21 protein-coding genes are annotated in these 22,345 nt (G+C 63.5%); 7 read left to right on the top strand and 14 right to left on the bottom strand.

The genetic code is table 11. The features are described from left to right. Window positions 1–24: 24 nt before the first annotated feature. The 3 genes from ACPWR9_RS00245 to recG form a co-directional block, all read right to left on the bottom strand. Window positions 25–1,476: a catalase gene (locus tag ACPWR9_RS00245; protein ID WP_426312171.1), complete on the bottom strand. Its 1,452-nt coding sequence runs from the start codon at window positions 1,474–1,476 to the stop codon at window positions 25–27. A gap of 326 nt (window positions 1,477–1,802) precedes the next feature. Then, window positions 1,803–2,747 (bottom strand): LysR substrate-binding domain-containing protein, encoded by a 945-nt coding sequence (locus ACPWR9_RS00250; RefSeq protein WP_150680283.1) that lies wholly within the window; start codon window positions 2,745–2,747, stop codon window positions 1,803–1,805. Between the two features lie 170 nt (window positions 2,748–2,917). Next, window positions 2,918–5,248 carry an ATP-dependent DNA helicase RecG gene (recG, locus tag ACPWR9_RS00255; RefSeq protein ID WP_426312174.1) on the bottom strand — a complete coding sequence of 777 codons (2,331 nt, stop codon included), beginning with the start codon at window positions 5,246–5,248 and terminating at the stop codon, window positions 2,918–2,920. 101 nt (window positions 5,249–5,349) lie between these two features. Here recG and queA point away from each other — a divergent pair, with 101 nt between their 5' ends. The 6 genes from queA to ACPWR9_RS00285 all read left to right on the top strand — a co-directional run bounded on the left by queA (window position 5,350) and on the right by ACPWR9_RS00285 (window position 12,071). Continuing rightward, window positions 5,350–6,432, top strand: a complete 1,083-nt coding sequence (gene queA, locus ACPWR9_RS00260; RefSeq protein WP_426312177.1) for a tRNA preQ1(34) S-adenosylmethionine ribosyltransferase-isomerase QueA — start codon at window positions 5,350–5,352, stop codon at window positions 6,430–6,432. Between the two features lie 206 nt (window positions 6,433–6,638). Next, window positions 6,639–7,769, top strand: coding sequence for a tRNA guanosine(34) transglycosylase Tgt (tgt, locus tag ACPWR9_RS00265; RefSeq protein WP_426312180.1), 1,131 nt, complete (start codon window positions 6,639–6,641; stop codon window positions 7,767–7,769). A 228-nt stretch (window positions 7,770–7,997) separates the two neighbouring features. Continuing rightward, window positions 7,998–8,264, top strand: a complete 267-nt coding sequence (gene yajC / locus ACPWR9_RS00270) for a preprotein translocase subunit YajC (RefSeq protein WP_233179920.1) — start codon at window positions 7,998–8,000, stop codon at window positions 8,262–8,264. 139 nt (window positions 8,265–8,403) lie between these two features. Continuing rightward, a complete protein-coding gene (gene secD, locus ACPWR9_RS00275; RefSeq protein ID WP_426312181.1) occupies window positions 8,404–10,296 on the top strand; it encodes a protein translocase subunit SecD in 1,893 nt (630 codons plus the stop codon). A gap of 24 nt (window positions 10,297–10,320) precedes the next feature. Beyond that, the gene (gene secF / locus ACPWR9_RS00280) at window positions 10,321–11,298 is read left to right on the top strand and encodes a protein translocase subunit SecF (protein WP_426312183.1); all 978 of its coding nucleotides are present in this window, start codon (window positions 10,321–10,323) and stop codon (window positions 11,296–11,298) included. A gap of 86 nt (window positions 11,299–11,384) precedes the next feature. Further along, window positions 11,385–12,071, top strand: a complete 687-nt coding sequence (locus ACPWR9_RS00285) for a cytochrome b/b6 domain-containing protein (protein ID WP_426312186.1) — start codon at window positions 11,385–11,387, stop codon at window positions 12,069–12,071. Between the two features lie 126 nt (window positions 12,072–12,197). Here the strand turns inward: ACPWR9_RS00285 and ACPWR9_RS00290 are convergent, their stop codons facing one another. Further along, on the bottom strand, window positions 12,198–12,647 hold the full coding sequence (locus ACPWR9_RS00290) for a c-type cytochrome (RefSeq protein WP_087689238.1): 450 nt from the start codon (window positions 12,645–12,647) through the stop codon (window positions 12,198–12,200). 119 nt (window positions 12,648–12,766) lie between these two features. Continuing rightward, window positions 12,767–14,140 (bottom strand): adenylosuccinate lyase, encoded by a 1,374-nt coding sequence (gene purB / locus ACPWR9_RS00295; protein WP_426312188.1) that lies wholly within the window; start codon window positions 14,138–14,140, stop codon window positions 12,767–12,769. Window positions 14,141–14,435: 295 nt separating this feature from the next. Between purB and ACPWR9_RS00300 the strand changes: the two genes are divergently transcribed. After that, a complete protein-coding gene (locus ACPWR9_RS00300; RefSeq protein ID WP_426312190.1) occupies window positions 14,436–15,047 on the top strand; it encodes a glutathione S-transferase family protein in 612 nt (203 codons plus the stop codon). Between the two features lie 36 nt (window positions 15,048–15,083). Here ACPWR9_RS00300 and ACPWR9_RS00305 read toward each other — a convergent pair whose 3' ends face one another. The 9 genes from ACPWR9_RS00305 to ACPWR9_RS00345 form a co-directional block, all read right to left on the bottom strand. Next, window positions 15,084–15,956, bottom strand: coding sequence for a lytic transglycosylase domain-containing protein (locus ACPWR9_RS00305; RefSeq protein ID WP_426312192.1), 873 nt, complete (start codon window positions 15,954–15,956; stop codon window positions 15,084–15,086). Beyond that, a complete protein-coding gene (locus ACPWR9_RS00310) occupies window positions 15,953–17,074 on the bottom strand; it encodes an EscU/YscU/HrcU family type III secretion system export apparatus switch protein (protein WP_426312194.1) in 1,122 nt (373 codons plus the stop codon). Before ACPWR9_RS00310 ends, ACPWR9_RS00305 begins: the two co-directional genes overlap by 4 nt. Before the next feature lie 6 nt (window positions 17,075–17,080). Continuing rightward, window positions 17,081–17,932 (bottom strand): type III secretion system export apparatus subunit SctT, encoded by an 852-nt coding sequence (gene sctT, locus ACPWR9_RS00315; protein ID WP_426312195.1) that lies wholly within the window; start codon window positions 17,930–17,932, stop codon window positions 17,081–17,083. A gap of 16 nt (window positions 17,933–17,948) precedes the next feature. Further along, window positions 17,949–18,215 carry a type III secretion system export apparatus subunit SctS gene (gene sctS / locus ACPWR9_RS00320; protein WP_426312197.1) on the bottom strand — a complete coding sequence of 89 codons (267 nt, stop codon included), beginning with the start codon at window positions 18,213–18,215 and terminating at the stop codon, window positions 17,949–17,951. 6 nt (window positions 18,216–18,221) lie between these two features. Then, on the bottom strand, window positions 18,222–18,872 hold the full coding sequence (sctR, locus tag ACPWR9_RS00325) for a type III secretion system export apparatus subunit SctR (protein WP_426312199.1): 651 nt from the start codon (window positions 18,870–18,872) through the stop codon (window positions 18,222–18,224). A 59-nt stretch (window positions 18,873–18,931) separates the two neighbouring features. After that, the gene (locus ACPWR9_RS00330; RefSeq protein ID WP_426312201.1) at window positions 18,932–20,071 is read right to left on the bottom strand and encodes a hypothetical protein; all 1,140 of its coding nucleotides are present in this window, start codon (window positions 20,069–20,071) and stop codon (window positions 18,932–18,934) included. Beyond that, window positions 20,061–20,513: a hypothetical protein gene (locus tag ACPWR9_RS00335; RefSeq protein ID WP_426312204.1), complete on the bottom strand. Its 453-nt coding sequence runs from the start codon at window positions 20,511–20,513 to the stop codon at window positions 20,061–20,063. Before ACPWR9_RS00335 ends, ACPWR9_RS00330 begins: the two co-directional genes overlap by 11 nt. 75 nt (window positions 20,514–20,588) lie before the next feature. Next, a complete protein-coding gene (locus ACPWR9_RS00340) occupies window positions 20,589–21,011 on the bottom strand; it encodes a hypothetical protein (RefSeq protein ID WP_426312206.1) in 423 nt (140 codons plus the stop codon). Then, window positions 20,987–22,345, bottom strand: a complete 1,359-nt coding sequence (locus tag ACPWR9_RS00345; protein ID WP_426312209.1) for a FliI/YscN family ATPase — start codon at window positions 22,343–22,345, stop codon at window positions 20,987–20,989. The genes ACPWR9_RS00340 and ACPWR9_RS00345 overlap by 25 nt, the downstream gene beginning before the upstream one ends.

Consider the following 22,345-nt stretch of genomic DNA (forward strand, 5'->3'; position numbering starts at 1 on the left):
GGCAAAACCGCCCTTCCCCTCCCCTTACTGCTTCGCCAGCGCCTCGCGCGCCGCCTTCACCCCTTGCGCATACGCCGGATCGATCTTGGCGAAATGTGCAAGCTGGCGATCTGCCACGTCATCGGGCACGCCCTGCATGGCGGCGGCGATATTGCCGAACAGGCGCGACTTCTGCCCGTCATCGAACAACCGGAATAACGCACGCGGTTGCGAGTAGTAATCGTCGTCCTCACGATGATCGTAGCGATCAGCCACCGCGCCTACCGCTTCCGGCGGATCGCGGAACTCCGGTTGATCGGCAAACGCACCGTAACGGTTCGGCTGGTAATTCGTCGTGCCGCCCAGATTGCCGTCCACACGCATCGCGCCATCGCGGTGGAAGCTGTTGTGGAACGGGCACTTCGGCGCGTTCACGGGAATGGCGCTGTGGTTCACACCAAGGCGATAACGCTGCGTGTCGCCGTACGAGAACAACCGGCCCTGCAACATCCGGTCCGGCGAGAAGCTGATCCCCGGCACCACGTTCGCCGGATTGAACGCCGCCTGCTCCACTTCCGCGAAGTAGTTCTCCGGGTTGCGATTGAGCTCAAGCACGCCCACGTCGATCAACGGGTAGTCCCCGTGCGGCCACACCTTCGTCAGATCGAACGGGTTGATCGCATACGTGGCCGCATCGGCTTCAGGCATCACCTGCACCTGCATGCGCCAGCGCGGGAAGTTACCGGCTTCGATGGCATCGAACAGGTCGCGCTGCGCGCTCTCGCGATCGCCAGCGACCACTTCTGCCGCTTGAGCGTTGGTCAGATTCTCGACGCCCTGCATCGACTTGAAATGGAACTTCACCCAGAAGCGCTCGTTCGCCGCGTTGATAAAGCTGAACGTGTGCGAGCCGAAACCGTGCTGCTGTCGGTAGTTCGCGGGCAAGCCCCGGTCGCTCATCAGAATGGTGACCTGATGGAGCGATTCCGGATGACGCGACCAGAAATCCCATGCCGCTGTCGGGTTGCGCAGGTTCGTCTTAGGGTCGCGCTTTTGCGTGTGGATGAAGTCGGGGAATTTGAGCGGGTCACGCACGAAGAACACCGGCGTGTTGTTGCCCACGAGATCCCAGTTGCCTTCGTCGGTATAGAACTTCAACGCGAAGCCGCGCACATCGCGCTCAGCATCGGCAGCACCACGCTCGCCCGCGACGGTGGAAAAGCGCAGGAATACCGGCGTCTCCTTGCCGATGGCTTCGAACACCCGCGCACGGCTAAAGCGCGTGATGTCATGCGTGATGGTGAGCTTGCCGTAGGCGCCAGAGCCTTTGGCGTGCACACGGCGCTCGGGAATCACTTCGCGGTCGAAGTGAGCCAGCTTTTCAAGGAACCACACGTCTTGCAGCAACGCCGGGCCACGCGGGCCGGCCGTCATCGTGTTCTGGTTGTCGGGTACCGGGGCACCGGCGGCGGTCGTGAGTTTCTTGGTATCGGACATGCGAGGCTCTCCTGTTGCTTGATCGGTCAACCCGTCGGGCAGGTTGCGTGGGGAATGGGCTTACGCCGCCATCTGCGCAAACTCGGCCAGCACGTGTTCCAGCGTGGCTTCGATGTCGTGCAGATATGTCTTCAGTGCGGTCATCGGGGTCACCTCAGGTGCGTGGCGAGGGGTTCGCAAACGCATGTCGCTAGGTTAATAATTCTAATTAAAACAGTCGAATTAATCGTTTTTATCTATCGCATAGGGAAAAACAATGCGCCGCGGCGGGAAGCGGCGGCGCATCGGGGTCTTGCAGGTTTAGCGGGTTTAGCGGGTGTTTCGGCTCAGTTTGCCGTGGCCGGCAGATCGAGCGGGATCACCCCGGGCAAATTGCACCGGGCGATGGCTTGAGCCACTGCCTCGATGGCCGGTAGACGCGTGAAGCTCTTGCGCCATGCGAGTACCACGCGACGGTCGGGCACCGGTGCCGAGAACGGCACGTAGCGCAGCAGACTGTCGGGCGCTTGCGACTCGGGCACCGACGTCTTCGGCAGCACGGTGATGCCGACGCCGCTCGCGACCATGTGACGAATCGTCTCGAGCGACGAGCCTTCGAACGTCTTCTGGATGCCGTCGGCGTTCTGCGAGAAGCGCATCAGCTCCGGGCAGACGCCAAGCACGTGATCGCGGAAGCAATGCCCGCTGCCCAGCAGCAGCATCGTTTCCTGCTTCAGGTCACCCGCATCGATCTGCTCGCGCGTCGCCCAAGGGTGCGAACGCGGTAGCGCCACCACGAACGGCTCGTCGTACAGCGGACGCACCATCAAACCGCTTTCCGGGAACGGCAGCGCCATGATCGCCGCGTCGATCTCGCCCTGCTTGAGCAACTCGATCAGCTTGAGCGTGTAGTTCTCTTGCAGCATGAGCGGCATCTGCGGCGTGGTCTCGATCATCTGCTTGACCAGCGCGGGCAGCAGATACGGTCCGATCGTATAGATCACCCCCAGACGCAGCGGGCCGGCGAGCGGATCGCGGCCCTGCTTGGCAATTTCCTTGATGGCAATGGTCTGTTCGAGCACACGCTGCGCTTGCGCCACGATCTGCTCACCCAGCGGCGTGACGCTCACTTCAGCGGCACCCCGTTCGAAAATCTGCACATTGAGCTCGTCTTCGAGCTTCTTGATCGCCACCGAGAGCGTCGGCTGGCTGACGAAACAGGCTTCCGCTGCGCGACCGAAATGGCGTTCTCGCGCCACCGCCACGATGTACTTGAGTTCCGTGAGGGTCATGTCGTCCTAACCTGTAAATTAATCGGATTACCGCAATCGATAGATTTTGTTTTTTATAGCACAATCGAGCGGCCATTGCCCGTTTTCAGGCGACGCCCGATCGTGGGCCGGCCATCGCGCGCGATGCGTCACCTGTCGGATTGACCGCACGTTGCGCTGTCCGTGCCCGATCAGGCTTTCAAATAGTCCTCGCGGGCACCGAGCCAGCGCTCCAAATGGGCCGCGACCGCGCCCGGATGCGATGCCAGCAGTTGTTCTGCCGCTTCCTGCGCGCCGGGAATCATCCAGCCGTCCTCGTTCAGATCGACGAATCGCAACATCGCCGCGCCTGACTGCCGCGCGCCGAGGAACTCGCCCGGACCACGGATTTCGAGGTCGCGCCGGGCAATGACGAAACCGTCGGTGGTCTCGCGCATCGTTTGCAGGCGTGCCTTGGCACCCATCGACAGCGGCGACGCATACATCAGCAAACACACCGATTCGGCCGAACCGCGTCCGACTCGCCCGCGCAACTGGTGCAACTGTGCGAGGCCGAAGCGCTCGGCGTGCTCGATCACCATCAGCGACGCGTTGGGCACGTCCACGCCCACTTCGATCACCGTCGTCGCCACGAGCAGATGCGTGTCGCCGCGCGTGAAATCCTCCATCACGGCGGCTTTCTCCGCCGGAGAGAGACGCCCGTGCACGAGACCGACGCGCAACTCGGGTAACGCCGCGACCAGTTGCGCGTGCGTATCGACGGCGGTCTGCAATTGCAGCGCCTCGCTTTCCTCGATGAGCGGACACACCCAATACACTTGCCGTCCCGCCAGCGCCGCCGCACGCACGCGATCGACGACTTCGGCGCGACGGGTGTCGCTAATCAGCTTGGTCACCACGGGGCTGCGCCCTGGCGGCAACTCATCGATGACGGAGACATCGAGATCGGCGTAATACGTCATCGCCAGCGTGCGCGGGATCGGTGTCGCACTCATCATCAGTTGGTGCGGCATGGCGTTCGCGCCCATGCCCGCCGTCGCCATCTTGCTACGCAGTGCCAGGCGCTGTGCCACGCCGAAGCGGTGCTGCTCGTCGACGACGGCCATGCCAAGACGGGCGAAGGTCACGGTGTCCTGAATGATGGCGTGGGTGCCGATGACGAGTTGCGCCTCGCCGCTCGCCACGCGCGCCAGCGCCTCACGCTTCTCCTTGGCCTTCATGCTGCCCGCGAGCCACGCGACCTGCACGCCCAACGGCGTGAGCCATGCGGAAAGCTTGCGCAGATGCTGCTCGGCGAGAATTTCTGTCGGCGCCATGATGGCGGCCTGAAAACCCGCGTCGATAGCCTGCGTCGCTGCGAGCGCGGCAATGATGGTTTTGCCGCTGCCCACATCGCCCTGCAACAGACGCTGCATCGGATGCGGCTCGGCCAGATCGGCACGAATCTCGGCCCACACGCGCTGCTGCGCCCCAGTCAGCCGGAACGGCAGCGCCGCCTCGAAACGTTCGAGCAGTCCGCCGGGGACGTGCTTGCCAAGCGAGGGTGCCGCCAGACGTCGGCGTGCCGCCTGCGCCCGCTTGAGCGAGAGTTGTTGCGCAAGCAGTTCTTCGCACTTGATCCGCAACCATGCGGGGTGCGAGCGCTCCATGAGCGACGTCTCGGAGACTTTGGGGGGCGGCGCGTGCAGCAGCCGCACGGCGTCGGCCAACGGCGGCAGCGGATGATCCGGGCCGATGGCCGCTTGCAGCAGACCGGGCGGCAGCAGTTCCGGAAGCGGGGTGCGCTCCATGGCGTTGTGAATGGCTTTGCGCAGATACGCCTGTGACAACCCGGCGGCGCTTGGATAGACCGGCGTGAGCGCTTCGGGCAGCGGTTGCGAGGCATCGGACACCACGCGATACGCCGGGTGCACCATCTCCAATCCGAAGAACCCGCCACGCACTTCGCCGCGCACCCGCACTCGGGTGCCGACGGAAAGTTGCTTTTGCTGACTGCCGTAGAAATTCAGAAAACGCAGCACTAATTCGTGCCCTTCGTCTTCGATGCGTACCAGCCATTGGCGGCGTGGACGGTAGGCGACTTCACTCGACGTGACGGTGCCTTCGACCTGCGCCAGTTCGCTCGGCAGCACGTCGCCGATTTTGCTGAGGCGTGTCTCGTCCTCGTAGCGCATCGGCAGATGCAGAATCAGATCGATGTCGCGTTTGAGGCCGAGCTTGGCGAGCTTGTCCGCGCTGCCTTTGCGGGCGGCGCTGCTGCCCGGGGCGGTTTTTTCGGCAGGCTTTTTGGCGGATTTTCCGTTGACTGCGGCAGCGTTCGCATCGTCGTCTGCGCTGTCATTGGCAGCGTTCGCTGACTTCGCAGCTTTCGCTTTTGCACCACGCTTGGTGGCGGCCTTCGGCTTCGCCTGCGCCTTGCCCCCGCGTGCGGCACCGGTCTCCCCGGGTGCACTATCGGCAGCATCGGCGAGATCTACAAGGTCGGCAGCAGGCGCTGGGGCGGGCATTCGGCGTTCGGTCATGCAGTCGCGGCGTCAGAGGTTCGTGCCCCGGGTGCACGCCATATCGGCAAGCCACCGGACGAACCAAGTAAAATGTCGGTTGCTACGCATTGTAAACGCTGATGTATACCCTTTCCGATTTCGATTTCGACCTGCCGCCCGAACTGATCGCGCAGACCGCGCTCGCTGAGCGCACCGCCAGCCGCTTGCTGGAGGTCGACGGCAGCGTCACGCCGCCCCATCTCTACGATCGCCGCTTTGCCGACCTGCCCGGTCTGCTCGCGCCGGGCGATTTGCTGGTGTTCAACGATACCCGTGTCATCAAAGCACGCCTGTTCGGCCAAAAGGCCAGCGGCGGCAAGATCGAAGTCCTCGTCGAGCGCGTGATCGACAGCACCACGGTGCTCGCTCAGATCCGCGCGAGCAAGAGCCCGGGGCCGGGCACGGTGCTGCGACTGGCCGACGCCTTCGACGTCACCGTCGGTGAGCGCGTCGACCCGTTCTACACGCTGCATTTCCCAAGCGACTGCTATCCCCTGCTGGAAACGTACGGACGCCTGCCGTTGCCGCCCTATATCGTCCACGAAGCCGATGCGGGCGACGAGACGCGTTATCAGACCGTCTACGCCCGTAACCCTGGTGCCGTGGCGGCCCCGACAGCAGGTCTGCACTTCGACGACGGCCTCTTCGCTCGCCTCGATGCGCTGGGTGTTCAACGCGCTACGCTCACGCTGCACGTGGGTGCCGGGACGTTCCAGCCCGTGCGCGTGGAGAAACTCAACGAGCACAAGATGCACTCCGAGTGGTACGAAATCACCCCCGAACTGGTCGAAGCCATTGCCGCCACGCGCGCACGCGGTGGCCGTGTGATTGCGGTGGGCACCACGTCGATGCGTGCGCTCGAATCTGCCGCACAGGCAGCACTGGCGGCAGGCGGCGAACCGGGCACGTTGCGCGCGGGCAGTACCGAGACCGATATCTTCATCACGCCGGGCTACAGCTTCCAATTGGTCGACCGCTTGATTACCAACTTCCACCTGCCCAAGTCGACGCTGCTCATGCTCGTGTCGGCCTTCTCGGGCATGGAGACGATCCGCGCAGCTTACCGTCACGCCATCGAGCAGCGTTATCGCTTCTTCAGCTACGGCGACGCGATGATTCTGTCGCGCGAAGCACTGCACGAGGCCCCGAAAGCGGCGGCTTGATGCATCGCTGGCTTGGCCGGTGCAGCTGGACGGTGCATCGCACCGTCTACGCCACGCAGCCAGCCCGCACCCGTACCACACTTCTCTAACCGCCCCTGTCCGACCCGGTACAATAGCGCCCTGGCCGCGCATGGGGCGCGTGCCGCTTTATTCCGTCCCGTGCGGGCGCCGGCTTGTTTTGCCGGTGGTGCCGGGGCGCAAGACACATGCTCAAGTTCGAACTCATCACCACCGACGGCAATGCCCGTCGGGGGCGCGTCACGCTCAACCATGGCGTGGTCGAGACGCCCATCTTCATGCCCGTGGGCACCTACGGCTCGGTCAAGGCGATGTCGCCTGTCGAGTTGGTCGAAAACAACGCCCAGATCATCCTCGGCAATACCTTCCACCTGTGGCTGCGCCCGGGGCTGGAAACCATTGCCGCACACGGCGGACTGCACCGCTTCATGGGCTGGGACAAGCCGATCCTGACCGATTCGGGCGGTTTTCAGGTGTTCAGCCTGGGCGAATTGCGCAAGATCAGCGAAGAAGGCGTGAAATTCGCCTCGCCGGTCAACGGCGACCGCCTGTTCCTGTCGCCCGAGATCTCGATGCAGATCCAGCACGTGCTCAATTCGGACATCGTCATGCAGTTCGACGAATGCACGCCGTACGAGATCGACGGCCGTCCGGCGACCGAGACCGAAGCCGGGCAGTCGATGCGCATGTCGCTGCGCTGGGCCAAGCGCTCGATCGACGAATTCAACAAGCTCGAAAATCCGAACGCACTGTTCGGGATTGTGCAAGGCGGAATGTACGAGAACCTGCGCGACGAATCGCTCGCCGGGCTCTCGGAGCTGCCGTTCCACGGTTACGCCATCGGTGGGCTGTCGGTCGGCGAGCCGAAAGAAGACATGATGCGGGTACTCAACCACGTCGCCCCGCGCCTGCCGGCGGACAAGCCGCACTACCTGATGGGCGTGGGTACGCCGGAAGATCTGGTGGCTGGCGTGGCAGCAGGGGTGGACATGTTCGATTGCGTCATGCCCACGCGCAATGCCCGTAACGGCTGGCTCTTCACGCGTTTTGGCGATCTGAAGATTCGCAACGCGTCGCACAAGACGGACACACGCCCGCTGGACGAAACTTGCGGCTGTTACGCCTGTCGAAACTTCTCGCGCGCCTATCTGCACCACTTGCAGCGAGCCGGGGAGATTCTGGGCGCGCGGCTCAACACCATCCACAACCTGCATTACTATCTGACGCTGATGCAGGAAATCCGGGATGCCATCGAAGCCCACCGTTTCGACGCTTTCGTCGCCAAGTTCAAGGCCGATCGCGCGCGCGGCGTGCAGTGAAGGTGGGTGCCTGAAACTCAGGCACCGAATCCCCGGAGGAACGGGGTCGGGCGGTGGTAAAATGCCGGGCTTGGATCCTGCATCCTCGCACCGAAACACATGCCGCGCGTGACTGGGCAACTGGCCACACGCGGCTTTTACACGTCTTACACATAAGGAGAACCGAACGTGCTGATTTCCGAAGCCTTCGCTCAGACGGCTGGCGCCGCTAGCCCGACCAGCAACCTGATGAGCTTCCTGCCGCTCGTGCTGATGTTCGTGGTGTTGTACTTCATCATGATCCGTCCGCAGATGAAGCGTCAGAAAGAAACCCGCAACATGCTGGCCGCGCTCGCCAAGGGCGACGAAGTCGTGACCTCGGGTGGCCTCGCCGGCCGTATCTCGAAGGTCGGTGAAACCTTCGTGACCGTTGAGATCGCCGAGAACGTCGAGATCAACGTGCAGAAGGGCGCGATCACGACCCTGCTGCCGAAGGGCACCATCAAGGCGCTCTGATCCTTCGCGCAACCGCACGCGGCCGCCGTATCTGGCGGCCGCAGCGTTTGGCGGCACCTCTGCCCTTGGGGCAACAGGTGCCGCCATGCGCCTGGTCTGAAGCACGGTTTGCCACGAGGCATCACCCTAGCCCGCCGCTATGAATCGCTATCCTCTCTGGAAATACATCATCATTCTGGTGGCGCTTGCCATCGGGGTGCTCTACACGCTGCCGAACCTGTTCGGTGAAACACCGGCGGTACAGATTTCCAGCGTCAAGGCGACCGTCAAGGTCGATCCCTCGACGCTCTCGCGCGCTGAAGACGCGCTCAAGGCACAGAACATCACCTATCAAGGTGCCGTGTTCGACAGCACGGGTAGCAACCCGAGCGTGCGTATTCGCTTCTCCGATACCGACACGCAGCTTCGTGCCAAAGACCTTCTCCAGTCGTCGCTGAACACCGACCCGACCGATCCGACCTACGTCGTCGCGCTCAACCTGCTCTCGGCCTCGCCGACCTGGCTGACCAAGATTCACGCGCTGCCGATGTACCTCGGTCTCGACCTGCGCGGCGGTGTGCACTTCCTGTTGCAAGTCGACATGGCCGGTGCCATCACGAAGCGCCTCGACGCTTCGGCGGCCGACGCCCGCTCCCTGCTGCGCGACAAGAACATCCGCCACAACGGTGTGACGCGCACGGATAGCGGCATCGAAGTCGCCTTCACGGATCAGGCCGATGCCGACCGTGCCCGTGGCGTGCTCTCCGATGGTCTGCCTGACCTGACCTACACCACGCAAGCCGGCCCGAACGGCACGTTCAAGGTGGTGGGTGCCTTCACCGAAGCGGCACGCCGCGCAGTGCAGGACAACGCCGTCAAGCAGAACATCGTCACGCTGCATAACCGCGTGAACGAACTCGGCGTGGCCGAACCGGTGATTCAGCAAGAAGGCCCGGACCGCATCGTCGTTCAGTTGCCGGGCGTGCAAGACACGGCCAAGGCGAAGGACATCATCGGCCGTACCGCCACGCTCGAAGCCCGTCTGGCGGATCCGGACGCACCGCGCATCGTGTCGGCCGACACGCCGGTGCCGCCGCAGGACGAACTGTTCCTGCACGGCAATGGCGCCCCGGTGCTGCTCAAGCGTTCGGTGATCTTCAGCGGCGATCGCATCACGAGCGCCGCCGCGGGCTTCGACGATCATCAGCAGCCCTCCGTGAACATCAAGCTCGACGCCGCGGGCGGGCGTGTGCTGCGCGACGTCTCGCGCGACAACATCGGCAAGCCGATGGCGATCGTGCTGTTCGAAAAGGGCAAGGGCGAAGTGCTGACGGTGGCCAACATCCGCAGCGAACTGGGTCAGAGCTTCCAGATCACCGGCATGGGCTCGGCACAGGGTGCTAACGATCTGGCGCTGCTGCTGCGCGCCGGTTCGCTGGCGGCGCCGATGGAAATCATCGAAGAACGCACGATCGGCCCGAGCCTCGGTGCCGACAACGTGCAAAAGGGTGTGGATTCGGTGATGTACGGCCTGATCGCCATCGCCCTGTTCATGATGATGTACTACATGCTGTTCGGCGTGTTCTCGGTGATCGCGCTGCTGTTCAACCTGTTGCTGCTCGTGGCCATGCTCTCGCTGATGCAAGCCACGTTGACGCTGCCGGGTATCGCCGCTATCGCGCTCACGCTCGGTATGGCCATCGACGCGAACGTGCTGATCAACGAGCGTATTCGTGAAGAACTGCGGGCCGGCGCTTCGGCGCAAAAGGCCATCTCGCTGGGCTTCGAACATGCTTGGGCCACGATTCTGGACTCGAACGTGACCACGCTGATCGCCGGTCTGGCGCTGCTGGCCTTCGGTTCGGGCCCGGTGCGCGCGTTTGCTGTGGTGCACTGCCTGGGTATCCTGACCTCGATGTTCTCTGCCGTGTTCTTCTCGCGCGGCCTGGTCAACCTGTGGTACGGCGGCCGTCGCAAGCTCAAGTCGCTGGCGATCGGTCAAGTCTGGCGCCCGGACGGTGCGAAGAACGCACCCGACGCAGGCGAGCAATAACCGCAGGCGCGAGAGGAAACAGTCATGGAATTTTTCCGCATCAAAAAAGACGTGCCGTTCATGCGGCACGCCCTGATCTTCAACATCATCTCGGCGCTCACCTTCGTGGCGGCGGTGTTCTTCTTGGCGACACGCGGTCTTCACATGTCGATCGAGTTCACCGGCGGGACGGTCATGGAAGTGGCCTACACGCAGGCGGCCGATCTCGAGAAGATTCGCGGCGAAGTCGGCAAGCTGGGCTATCGCGACGTGCAGGTGCAGAGCTTCGGCACCTCGCGCGACGTGATGATCCGTCTGCCGATTCAGAACGGCCCGGACGGCAAGCAAGTCACCAGCGCGCAGCAAAGCGACGCCGTGATGGGTGCGCTGAAGGCCGACGCGCCTGATGTGCAACTGCGCCGTGTGGAATTCGTCGGCCCGCAGATCGGCCACGAGCTCTTCACCGACGGGTTGCTGGCGCTCACCTTCGTGGTGGTCGGCATCATCATTTACCTGTCGTTCCGCTTCGAATGGAAATTCGCAGTGGCCGGTGTGATCGCCAACTTGCACGACGTGGTGATCATTCTGGGCTTCTTCGCCTACTTCCAGTGGGAGTTCTCGCTGGCGGTGCTCGCGGGGGTGCTTGCAGTGCTGGGCTACTCGGTGAACGAGTCGGTCGTTATCTTCGACCGGATTCGCGAAACCTTCCGCAAGATGCGCAAGGCCACCGTGCAGGAGGTGATCGACCACGCGATTACGACGACCATGTCGCGTACGATCATCACCCACGCCAGCACGGAAATGATGGTGCTTTCGATGTTCTTCTTCGGCGGCCAGACGCTGCACTACTTCGCACTGGCACTGACCGTGGGTATTCTGTTCGGTATCTACTCGTCGGTGTTCGTGGCAGCTGCGTTGGCGATGTGGTTCGGCGTGAAGCGCGAAGACCTCATCAAGCACAGCGGCAAGGACGAAGAAGACGGTGTCGATCGCAACGACCCGAACTTCGGTGCACGTGTCTAACCGACGCGCGAAGCATTAGCAGTCAGTGAAAAAACCGCCGGCATGTCTGGCGGTTTTTTTCCTCACCCAACACGCCTATCCCTGCCATGAAGCCGATCCGCATCTGGGACCTGCCCACCCGTTTATTCCACTGGTCGTTCGTCGTGCTGGCGCTCACCGCCTATGTCACCGCGAAGACGGGCGGCAACGCGATGATCTATCACTTCTGGTGCGGCTACGCGATTCTCGCGCTGCTGATGTTCCGCTTGGTGTGGGGGCTGGTGGGGCCGCGTTACGCGCGCTTTGGCGACTTCATGACCGGTCCGCGCACGTTCTTCCAGTCGCTCCGCACCCCCACGACCACCGATGCGCGCTTCGCGGGCCATACGCCGCTGGGCGGGCTCTCGGTGATCGCCATGCTGCTGTTCTTCGGCATTCAGGCGGTGCTCGGCCTCTTCTCGAACGACGACATCTTCAACGACGGCCCGCTCGTCAAATTCATCGATAAGGATTTGAGCGACTGGCTGACTGGCTGGCATCAGCGCAATCAGTGGGTGCTCGTCGGTCTGGTGGTGTTGCACGTGGTGGCGATCGTCTACTATCGCGTGCGCCGCAAGAAGGACCTGATCACCCCGATGATCGTGGGCGACAAGCCGCTGGCGACACCCACCCCGCCCGCGCGCGACGACTGGCGCGTGCGTGCCGGTGCGCTGGTACTGATCGTGTTGGCTTCGGCCGTGGTGTATCGGATCGTGCATCTCACGCCAGCCGTGGCCTCGCTGCCGTCGTACTGATGTCGGACGCGCTTCGAACGCGCGTCCTCGCAAGACAAAAAAAGACCGGTGCCCTTGATGGGGACCGGTCTTTTTCGTTGAGGGCGTTCGATTAGGAAACCGCCCTCACCAGCGCGATGAAGCGACTTACTTCGCGCGGAAGTTGTCGTGGCAGCTCTTGCAGGTCTGTGCGGCGTCGCCGAAGGCCTTCTTGATCGATGCCAGATCGCCGCCCTTGGCCACCGTGTTGAGTTGCGCCACGGCCGTTTCCATCTTCTCTTGCGCTTGCTGGAACTTCACCTTGTCGGTGAAGACTTCCGGCTTGGCCTTGCTCTTAGCGGTGGTCTGACCGCCTTCGAACGCGGGCCACGGCAGCTTCGAGAGCGTGGCGACGAGTTCGGCGTTCTTGGCCACGTCGTCCTTGTTGAACGGCGCGTCGCCCTTGACGACCGCACCGATGCGGCCGAAGTGGTTACCGAGCAGGAACAGGGCCGACTGGCGGTACTCCACCGCGTCGTCGGGCTTGGCGAATTGCGCGTGCGAAAGTGCCGGGACCAGCGCTGCGGCGAGGGTAGCGAGTGCAAGGGCGAGCTTCATTTGCGGGGATTCTCCTTATGAATTGTCCGGCTATGATACACAAGCTATTCAGCACCCCGTATGACATGCAAAAAGGGCCGCATCAGCGGCCCTTTTCTTATGCAACAACAACGCAAGCGTCAGACGCGCTTGGCGAGCGACTCGGCAATCCCGATGTAGTTCGCCGGCGTCATTTCCAGCAGACGCGCCTTTGCGTCTTCCGGAATTGCCAGTTGCTTGATGAACGTTTGCAGCGCTTCGCGGGTAATGCCCTTGCCGCGCGTGAGTTCCTTGAGTTGCTCGTACGGGTTCGGCACACCGAAGCGGCGCATCACGGTTTGCACCGGCTCGGCCAGCACTTCCCACGTGTTGTCGAGGTCTTCGTCCAGACGCTGCGGGTTGACTTCGAGCTTGCCCAGACCGCGCAGGCACGAGTCGTACGCGAGCAGGCTGTAGCCGAACGCCACGCCGATGTTGCGCAGCACGGTCGAGTCGGTCAGGTCACGCTGCCAGCGCGAGACCGGCAGCTTGTCGGCCAGATGGCGCAGCACGGCGTTGGCCAGACCCAGATTGCCTTCCGAGTTTTCGAAGTCGATCGGGTTGACCTTGTGCGGCATGGTCGACGAACCGATTTCACCGGCCTTCGTCTTCTGCTTGAAGTAGCCAACCGAGATGTAGCCCCAGACGTCGCGGTTCAAGTCGAGCAGGATCGTGTTGGCACGGGCCACGGCGTCGAACAGCTCGGCCATGTAGTCGTGCGGTTCGATCTGGATCGTGTATGGGTTGAACGTCAGGCCCAGACGCTGTTCGATGACGGTCTTCGAGAACGTCTCCCAGTCGTATTCCGGGTAGGCCGACAGGTGCGCGTTGTAGTTGCCCACGGCACCGTTCATCTTGGCGAGCAGCTCGACGCGGCGTACGCGCTCGAGTGCGCGAGCCAGACGCACGGCCACGTTGGCCAGTTCCTTGCCCAGCGTGGTCGGCGACGCCGGCTGACCGTGGGTGCGCGAGAGCATCGGCTGCGAGGCGTGTTCGCGGGCCAGTTCGCTCAGCTTGGCCACCAGCGATTCGAGCGCAGGCACGATCACCTTGTCGCGCGCGCCCTTGATCATCAGGCCGTGCGAGGTGTTGTTGATGTCTTCCGACGTGCAGGCGAAGTGGATGAACTCGCTGGCTTTCTCGAGTTCGGCCTGACCCTGCACCTTCTCTTTGAGCCAGTACTCGACGGCTTTCACGTCGTGGTTGGTGACCTTCTCGATGTCTTTGATGCGTTGGGCATCGGCATTCGAGAAGTTAGTCGCCAGATCCAGAAGGAATTTCTCTGCGTCGGCCGAGAACGGCGCGATCTCGGCGAAGCCGGCCTTCGACAACGCGATCAGCCAGTGGATTTCGACCGTCACGCGATGGCGCATGAAAGCGGCTTCGGACAGCCACGGACGCAGGGCGTCGGTCTTGCTGGCATAGCGGCCGTCGAGCGGGGAAAGCGCGGTCAAGGGGGAGAATTCGTCGGACATGGCACTGGGCACCGAAAAAGAAAACCGGGGAGCCGGCGAGGTCTGCCGCAGCGCTCGCACGAGGCCGGCCGTCCCTATCGGGGGGCCCGGAACACCGCGCGATACCGGCAAAACCTGGCAAAGCGAAAACGCCAACTCGGAAAGGCCGATATTTTACCATCGACGGCCACTTTCACGCCCAATCGGCGCCCGAGCCGCGTCGCGTACACGCCAAGCGGCCCCTCCGGGGCGTTACGCGATGCCCCGGGCCGCACGTTATACTCTGCGGCGCTATTGCGATTTATCAAGGATTCACATGAAGTTGATTGGTGCCCTCGCCAGCCCTTACGTTCGAAAGGTCCGCATCGTGCTTGCGGAAAAGAAGCTCGACTACAAGCTCGAACTCGAGAACGTGTGGGCCGACGACAGCCGCATCCAGCAGTCCAACCCGCTCGCCAAGGTGCCCTGCCTGGTGATGGAGGACGGCGAAGCCGTTTTCGACTCGCGGGTGATCTGCGAATATCTCGACACCCTGTCGCCGGTGGGCAAGCTGCTGCCCCCCTTGGGCCGCGAACGCGCCGAGGTGCGCGTTTGGGAAGCGCTGGCCGACGGTGTGACCGATGCCGCCGTGCAGATTCGCGTGGAAATGATGTTCCACGACGAAGCGGCGCGCTCGCAGGCCCTCATCGACCGTCAACGCAGCAAGATCGACGAGGCGCTGCGTGCCATGTCGCAAGGGCTGGATGAGCGTCAATGGTGCGCGAGCAACCGCCTGACGCTCGCCGATGTGGCCGTCGTCTGCGCGCTGGGCTATCTCGACTTCCGTTTTGCAGACATCGATTGGCGGACCACGCACCCCAATCTCGCTCGTCATTTCGAGCGCATGTCCGCTCGCCCGTCCGTCGCCGACACCGTACCGGCCGTCTGATCGGGAGTCTGCGGCGAGTCATGACTACCGGCGAGCCTACCTCGTCGGCATGACGACCGCCGGTTGGTCGCGGCCCGCGGCGGCCGCACCACGTTTCGACGGGCTGCGGGTCATCAAGGCACCCAGCCCTCGTAATATCCGCCACGCCTGCCTGTCGCTTTGATCGCGTGAGTCCGCACTACGGACTTGAGTCACGGCAGCAGTACCAACAGGCGACGCCACCGCAGCAGCGGGCGCCACCGCCTTCTTCGGCCCGTCGGCCAGGCGCGCATAACCCGCCATCACTTTGCGCACGTAATCCTGCGTTTCACGGAACGGCGGAATTTGCCGCCCGTAGCGCAGCACCGCCCCCTCTCCCGCGTTATACGCTGCAAGCGCCAGCGACAGATCGCCGTCAAAGCGAGTGAGCAACCATTGCAGGTAGGTCGCGCCAGCACGCAGGTTCTCCGCGGGATCTTCCAAACGCCGAAACCCAAACCGTGCGCCGGTCTGCGGCCGAACCTGCATCAATCCGATGGCGCCCTTTGGCGAGACGGCCAGCGCGTCGTAGCCCGACTCCACGCTGACGATCGCGTGCAGCAGCGCCGCATCGAGCGACAGGTCGCGGGCGGTCGTTTGAACGAGCGTGTCGAAAGGCAATGACCGCGCGGGTGTGGACGCTAGCGCATCGCGGTTTTCCGCCGCCGTCTCGGTTCGCGTCTGCGTTGCGTCCACCGCGAGTTCCGGCAACGACACCGGTGATAAGCCAGGCGACACCCTCGGCACCGCTTTCCGCTCAGGCACTTCGACACCGGCATCGGTCATGCGCGGATGCAACGGCAGTGCAATGCCCGCCGGCACCCTCGCCGCAACCGTGGGCGCGCACACGAGCGCAAGCGCAAAAAGCACGCCGAGAATCGGAATCCTCATGGCCGCCCGTTCCCGTCAGGACGCTGCGCCTCACCCGTCCGTGCGCCAGCAGCATCCGGTTCGCCGCCTCCTTGCGCTTCGTAAGGCAAATCAAGCGCCAGACGCAGAATCGACGCCACTACATCGAAAAGATCTACCGGAATGGGCGCGTCGATCTCGACGTCTGCCATCAATCGCCTCGCCACCGGTATGTGCTCGACGACCGGCACACCCTCGCGCTCGGCCAGTGCAACGATGGTGCGAGCGCGCTCGTTACGTCCCTTCTCGATGACGCAAGGTACCGGCGTCTCCCCCGCGACATAGCGCAAGCAAACGGCGAGCCGCGTCGGGTTACGCACGACCACTGTCGAGCGCTTCACGTTATTGGCGAGACTGCCGCTCTCAATCGTTTCGCGATGAAACTCGCGGCGCTTGTGCTTAATCTCCGGATTACCGTCGACTTCCTTGTACTCGCGCTTGATTTCGTCGTGCGACATCATCAGTTGCTTGTTCAGGTTGTATTTCTGAAACGCGAAGTCGAGCGCGCCAAACACCACATAGGCAATGACGAGTGCCGACATCAGCCAGAACAGCATTCGCGCGGTCAGCGTAAAACCACAGTCCGCACCGCACTGCGGCAGCACGGCAAGCGACGGCGTGTATTGCCGGATCAAGTAGAAGAACACCGTCCCCAGCACGCCGACCTTGAGCAGCGATTTCATGAACTCGAAGAGCGACTGAAGCGAGAACAATTGCTTGGCTTTGGCCACCGGATCAATCCGCTCGTACTTCGGCGTGATCGCCTCGGGCGCTACCAGCGCGCCGATTTGCAGCACCATGACCAGCCACGTGCATACGATCAACACGACGGCCAGCCCGCCGCAAAAGCGCATGAGCAGCATCAGAGACGGCACGAGCAGGCCACGCACCGCCTCGCCCACGGGATCGCCCAGCACCAGCAGCATGCGCTGCACCAGCCCCACACAAGCCACGTAAAGCGCTGGCCCTTCGAATACGAGCCACGCCAACACGATGCCGAGCTGGGCGCAGACGGCCAGGTCGGCGCTCTTCGCGACGCGTCCCTTCTTGCGCTCGTCCTGAATCTTCTTCGGTGTGGGCGGTTGGTTCTTCTCGCTCATCGGTGTTCACGAACTCCCGAGCGCCGCGACGACCCACGCCCGGAATACCTCGGGCAACCGGTACCAGTGGCCCAACGGCACCGCGATAGCAAACGGCAGGCTCGCCAGCGTGACCAGCAAGGCCATCGCACTCTTGACCGGCATCGCGAGAAAGAACACGTTGAGTTGCTGCGCAGCGCGATTGATGAACCCCATCGCCATATCGACGAGCACCATCACCACCATGGCGGGCAGCGCGACGGCGACGCACATCGTTTGCATCGCTTGCCATAGCGTAAGCAACCAGGGCACCCCGGCGTCCTGCCAACGCCATGCCGCACCGACCGGCAACGCGGCATACGAGTCGTACAGCGCACTGAGCACGGCGTGTGCCGCCGGAGTGATGAAGAACAGCACGCACAGCATTTGCGTGAGCGCGATGCCGAAGATCGACGATTGCGCGCCCATGAGCGGATTGAGCACACTCGCCATCGACGCACCGCGAATGGTGTCGATCACGTACCCGGTCATATCGACCGCCCAGAACGGCAGCGCCGCGGCAAACCCCAGCAGCAGCCCGACGCTCAATTCGCCGAGGATCAGCATGGCCCACGCGCCCCACTGAGGTGCGATCGCTGGCCCTGCGTGCACCATCGGCACGACGGGGAGCGCGAGCGCCAACACGAGCGCATTGCGCAACATCCCCGCGCCGAGCATGCCTTGTGAGAACACCGGCAACAGCATCGCGATACCGAACGGGCGCAGCATCGCCACCGCCCACGCCAGTAGCCAGCCGTACAGATCTCCCCAGAGTCTCGTGAAGGCCGTATCGCCCGCGGCCCCGAACGCCGGGGCGAGCGTGGTCATGATCGACGACATAGGGCGCAGGCTCCGCTCATTGCATTCGGCTGATTTGCTCGAACGCGCTGCCCGCATAGTTGAGCAGCACGTTGCCCATCCAGCCATAGGTCGCCACCAGCGTGATCGACACGGCGAGCAGCTTGATGAGGAACTGTACCGTCTGGTCCTGCACCTGCGTAAGCGCTTGTACGAGCGACACAAACACGCCGACCGCCGACGCCACGATGACCGTGGGTAAGGACAGCAGCAACGTGAGCCAGAGCATCTCGCTCGTGAACTTGACGACGATCGCTTCGCTCATGCCGGATCACGCGTACGAAAGCAGCAACTGACGCACCAGTTGCTCCCAGCCGTTCATCATCACGAACACCAGCAGCTTGAACGGCAGCGCAATGGTCATGGGCGAGACCATCATCATCCCCATCGCGAGCAGGATGTTGGAGATCACCAGATCGATGACGACAAAGGGCAGGTAAAGCAGCAGCCCGATCTTGAAGGCCTCTGCGAGCTGGCTCAGGGTGAAGGCAGGCATCAGCACGAGCAGCGAATCTGGGCCGATGCGTGCGCGGTGCTTTTCGGGCCACGTATCGGTGGCAATGCCCGCGAAGAACTCGCGTTGACGTGGGTCGGTATGACGGGTGAGGAAAGCGCGATACGGCACCAGAATGCTGGCATCTGCATCGGCCACTGCGGTAGGAGACGACAGCGCGACGGGCCGTTTCGCAAGATTCGCTTCGATATCGAAAACGACGGGCGCCATGATGAAACAGGTGAGCACGAGCGAAAGACCGTAGATGGCGATGTTGGGGGGAATTTGCTGCGTGCCGAGCGCGTTGCGCAACAGCGCGAACACGACAGCGAGTTTCAGAAACGCCGTCCCGAGGACGACCAGCAACGGCAAGATCGAGAGTAGCGAGAGCAACACCACGAGCTGCACCGGGTGGTCGAGCAGGGACATACGAACTCCGTTGAGCATCCGAGGCCGGCACGTGTGTGCGGCGTTGAAGTGCCGCGATCTTAGGGGGTCAACGGGTGCACGCCCATCGGGTCGCCACCCGAATTGGTCAGCCTTTGGGGGTTGTCGTGTCCTGTGATGGATTTATCGTCTTCGCCATCGAGACAGACGGCCAGCCGGCCGTCGTCGAAGCGCAGAAGGCGGCCCGCGCCGCACGGGATGTCATTGCGCCACAGCGTGACATGCGTCATGTGCAGCGCGGGCTCGGTGCACGATGACGTTCCCCCGCGAGACGCGCCGCGCGCGAACGTGTCCGGCAACTGGCCAGCTCGCCAGGCGTCGAGCATGGGCACCGGAAACGGCCGTGTGGTCAGCACCGCGAACACGCGTGCAGTAGCAAGTCCTTCCGATGCTTCACAGGGGCCGTCGAGTCGGAGCACCTCCGGGCGGGCGACCGCCCCACGCGTCGACGGCCCATTGCCCGGATAGGCCAACGCGTAATCGCCGTCGATGACCCAATACGCGCCGCTCGCGACGTCGGCCCACTTGTCGAGCATCACAGCGTCGCCACCGCCGAGCGCGCCCCATTGTTCGCCCGATATATCCGTCCACCCCGCGACCAGCAAGCCGTGACGCTGCGGCACGCCCGCAGGATCGAGCGGTTGTGCACAAGGGGCTGCGCGCGCACACCGTTCGCGAAGCCACGCGCTTGCTTTCTCTTGCGCGTCCTCTCGCGTTAGCCATGCCAATGCGAGCCGCTTGCCCTCTCGCTGCAAGACGATGCCGATGCGCCAATCAACCGTCGCAGTCCCGCGAGTCAATTGAGTCGCGCTCGGCCACGAATCCGCAAGCGCGAGTGCGCCGCCTTCATCATCGTCATCGTCTTCAACGTCGCGCCCATCCGCGAACGTCAGCGACATCGCGATCTCATGCCACGCCTGCGGCAACACGTCGAACGACGGGACGGGCAGCCAGGGCGCCAGCCAATCGCACCACTGCTGTGTATCGCACCAGAAGCGCAGTTCGCCGACCGGGCCTCGATCCACGCGCGCGGTCACGACCAGACCGTCGCCTCCCACACGCAGCCAGCCGACCTGCACCTGTAAGTCGCCTTGATCGAAGCGAACGCTGTCGGCGCCGCCTAGCGAATTGCCGAGTGGATGGCTGACCGCCGCGTCTGGCGTGCGCATATCAGGGCGCATAGCGTGCCTCGACTTCGACTGTCACCGGCAAACCGAGCCGCCACGTCATGGCCCGCTCAAGGCGGCCACGTTGCGTCAGCAAGCGACGGTACAACGTCAAACGCGGAGATATCAGGCTGATCGTCACGCCGTGCAAGCCGCGCCTCGCCTCCACCACCATCTCGTCGAGCACACCGCCGTGCACACACAGGCGCAAAACGCTCCCGCCATCCCACGCTTGCTCCTGACGCGCGTGCCACACTCGGAGCCAGCGAAGCACATCGCCCGGCCCCGTGACACGCGGTGTTGTCTCGACGTTGAGCGTGAACTCAGGCTCGTCGTCATCGTCCATTTGCCGTCGCTTGCCGCCGCCCTCGCAAGGGCTGCGATGCGGTACCGACGAACCAGCTCCCATATTGGCGAATGCCTCTGCTGACATGCCATTGCGGCGGATGATGCTCATCGTGATGTCCTCTTGGTTGCGAACGGAATTCGGGGGCGTTAGGTGGTCGGGGGCGCATGGCCTCAACGTCATGCTTCACGCCCTGGGTGACGCCTGCAGTGACGCGAGCAATTCGCGAAGCTTCTCCTGCTTGCGCGCGTTCTCTTGCAGCAATGCCCGCTGCACTTGCAGATCCGACTGAGACTGGGCGGTGTGCGCAGCGGCGGCGTCTTGCGCCGACACGGCGTCGACCAGTTTGGCGCGCTCTGCTTCGACGCATTGGCTTGCCGCACCGAGCGCGCGTTGACCATACACGCCGCCGCGCGCCAGTGCCTCGTGCCAACGGCGTCGCTGCGCCTCGCAGGTACGGCGGCGGGTCTCTTCAGTTGCCCGAGCCGCATCGAGCGCTTGCATGGCCTTTGTCACGGCAGCCCGCAGACTGGCCTCCCGACGACGCGCAAGTGCCGCCAAAGCGGCAATCTGTGCGATCCCTTTCAGCTCGCGAGACGGGCGAGCCATGCTTGTGTCTCGTCGAACGATGAGAATTCGCCATGCGGCTGGCACAAGAACGCCTTGATGGCGGCAGCCCGCGCGAGTGCGTCGTCCGTCTCTGGGTCTTGCCCGGCTTGATATTCGCCAACGCGCACGAGCAATTCGACGTCGGCGGCAAGCGCCATCGCCCGGCGCACGCGCGCGGCAGAGGCGACGTGTCGCGCATCGGTCACGTTGCCCATCACGCGCGACAGGCTCGCTGCGATATCGATGGCGGGGTAGTGGTTTTCTTGCGCAAGACGGCGGGAGAGAACGATATGTCCGTCGAGAATCGAGCGGACTTCGTCGGCCAGCGGTTCATCGAGGTTATCGCCCTCGACCAGCACCGTGTAGAACGCCGTGATGCTGCCACGCTCGCCCGTGCCGGCCCGTTCGAGCAATCGCGGCAAACGCGCGTAGAAACTCGGCGGCAGACCGCTGGTGGCGCCGAGCGGCTCGCCCGCCGCCATGCCGATATCTCGCACCGCACGGCCGAAACGGGTGAGCGAGTCCATCAGCAGCAACACGTCCTGGCCTTGATCCCGGAATGCCTCCGCGATGGCCGTCGCGGTGTAGGCGGCCTTCATGCGCTCCAGTGCCGGGCGATCCGACGTCGCCACGACACAGACCGTTCGCGCTCTGGCCTCGGGTGTGAGCGCATGCTCGAGAAACTCACGCACTTCTCTGCCCCGCTCGCCAATCAACGCGAGCACGATCACGTCCGCCTGCGTGCCCTGACACATCATCGAAAGCAACGTGCTTTTGCCGCCCCCAGCGGCCGCAAAAATGCCAAGCCGCTGCCCTCTGCCGCACGTCAACAGGCCATCGATGGCGCGAATGCCGAGCGGCAGTGGCGCATTCACCAGCGCGCGGGTCATCGCCGATGGCGGCGAGGCTTCCAGGGCACGCCAAACGATGCCGTGAGCACTCGATGGCAACATTTCCGCGTCGAGGCTGCGGCCCAAACCGTCGAGCACCTGCCCTCTCAACTGCTCACCAACCGCCACTTGCGATGGCGTACCGAGCGCATAGACCAACGCACCGTTCGCAACGCCTCTGGGTTCGGCATAGGGAGACAGCCAGACGTGCGGCCCTTCCACCGCGATGACCTCGGCGTCGATGGCGGGCGACACAATGCGACATTGCTCGCCCAACGATGCGCCCCGCAAACGCGCGCGCAGGGCGTTCGGAGTCACTTTGTCGATGCGGCCGTGCAGCACGTCGCGCCCCGGGGCTGTGCGCCACTCGTCGCAAGCTTTGCGACGTGCCTTAAGCGAGCGTCGCAGCGCATTGGCAACACGAATGGCGTCAGGTTGTCGCAT

The organism is Pandoraea pneumonica (genome assembly GCF_049918595.1).
GTDB classification, from domain to species: Bacteria; Pseudomonadota; Gammaproteobacteria; order Burkholderiales; family Burkholderiaceae; genus Pandoraea; species Pandoraea pneumonica_A.

Excerpts from the sequence above, each read along its gene's own strand:
- ACPWR9_RS00245 (WP_426312171.1), bottom strand. The coding sequence starts at position 1,476 with ATGTCCGATACCAAGAAACTCACGACCGCCGCCGGTGCCCCGGTACCC.
- ACPWR9_RS00330 (WP_426312201.1), bottom strand. The coding sequence starts at position 20,071 with ATGCGCCCTGATATGCGCACGCCAGACGCGGCGGTCAGCCATCCACTC.
- ACPWR9_RS00300 (WP_426312190.1), top strand. The coding sequence starts at position 14,436 with ATGAAGTTGATTGGTGCCCTCGCCAGCCCTTACGTTCGAAAGGTCCGC.
- ACPWR9_RS00310 (WP_426312194.1), bottom strand. The coding sequence starts at position 17,074 with ATGAGCGAGAAGAACCAACCGCCCACACCGAAGAAGATTCAGGACGAG.
- sctR (WP_426312199.1), bottom strand. The coding sequence starts at position 18,872 with ATGTCCCTGCTCGACCACCCGGTGCAGCTCGTGGTGTTGCTCTCGCTA.
- tgt (WP_426312180.1), top strand. The coding sequence starts at position 6,639 with ATGCTCAAGTTCGAACTCATCACCACCGACGGCAATGCCCGTCGGGGG.
- ACPWR9_RS00340 (WP_426312206.1), bottom strand. The coding sequence starts at position 21,011 with ATGGCTCGCCCGTCTCGCGAGCTGAAAGGGATCGCACAGATTGCCGCT.
- purB (WP_426312188.1), bottom strand. The coding sequence starts at position 14,140 with ATGTCCGACGAATTCTCCCCCTTGACCGCGCTTTCCCCGCTCGACGGC.
- recG (WP_426312174.1), bottom strand. The coding sequence starts at position 5,248 with ATGACCGAACGCCGAATGCCCGCCCCAGCGCCTGCTGCCGACCTTGTA.
- sctS (WP_426312197.1), bottom strand. The coding sequence starts at position 18,215 with ATGAGCGAAGCGATCGTCGTCAAGTTCACGAGCGAGATGCTCTGGCTC.
- ACPWR9_RS00305 (WP_426312192.1), bottom strand. The coding sequence starts at position 15,956 with ATGAGGATTCCGATTCTCGGCGTGCTTTTTGCGCTTGCGCTCGTGTGC.
- queA (WP_426312177.1), top strand. The coding sequence starts at position 5,350 with ATGTATACCCTTTCCGATTTCGATTTCGACCTGCCGCCCGAACTGATC.
- secF (WP_426312183.1), top strand. The coding sequence starts at position 10,321 with ATGGAATTTTTCCGCATCAAAAAAGACGTGCCGTTCATGCGGCACGCC.
- ACPWR9_RS00345 (WP_426312209.1), bottom strand. The coding sequence starts at position 22,345 with ATGCGACAACCTGACGCCATTCGTGTTGCCAATGCGCTGCGACGCTCG.
- sctT (WP_426312195.1), bottom strand. The coding sequence starts at position 17,932 with ATGTCGTCGATCATGACCACGCTCGCCCCGGCGTTCGGGGCCGCGGGC.
- yajC (WP_233179920.1), top strand. The coding sequence starts at position 7,998 with ATGAGCTTCCTGCCGCTCGTGCTGATGTTCGTGGTGTTGTACTTCATC.
- ACPWR9_RS00335 (WP_426312204.1), bottom strand. The coding sequence starts at position 20,513 with ATGAGCATCATCCGCCGCAATGGCATGTCAGCAGAGGCATTCGCCAAT.
- secD (WP_426312181.1), top strand. The coding sequence starts at position 8,404 with ATGAATCGCTATCCTCTCTGGAAATACATCATCATTCTGGTGGCGCTT.
- ACPWR9_RS00290 (WP_087689238.1), bottom strand. The coding sequence starts at position 12,647 with ATGAAGCTCGCCCTTGCACTCGCTACCCTCGCCGCAGCGCTGGTCCCG.
- ACPWR9_RS00250 (WP_150680283.1), bottom strand. The coding sequence starts at position 2,747 with ATGACCCTCACGGAACTCAAGTACATCGTGGCGGTGGCGCGAGAACGC.
- ACPWR9_RS00285 (WP_426312186.1), top strand. The coding sequence starts at position 11,385 with ATGAAGCCGATCCGCATCTGGGACCTGCCCACCCGTTTATTCCACTGG.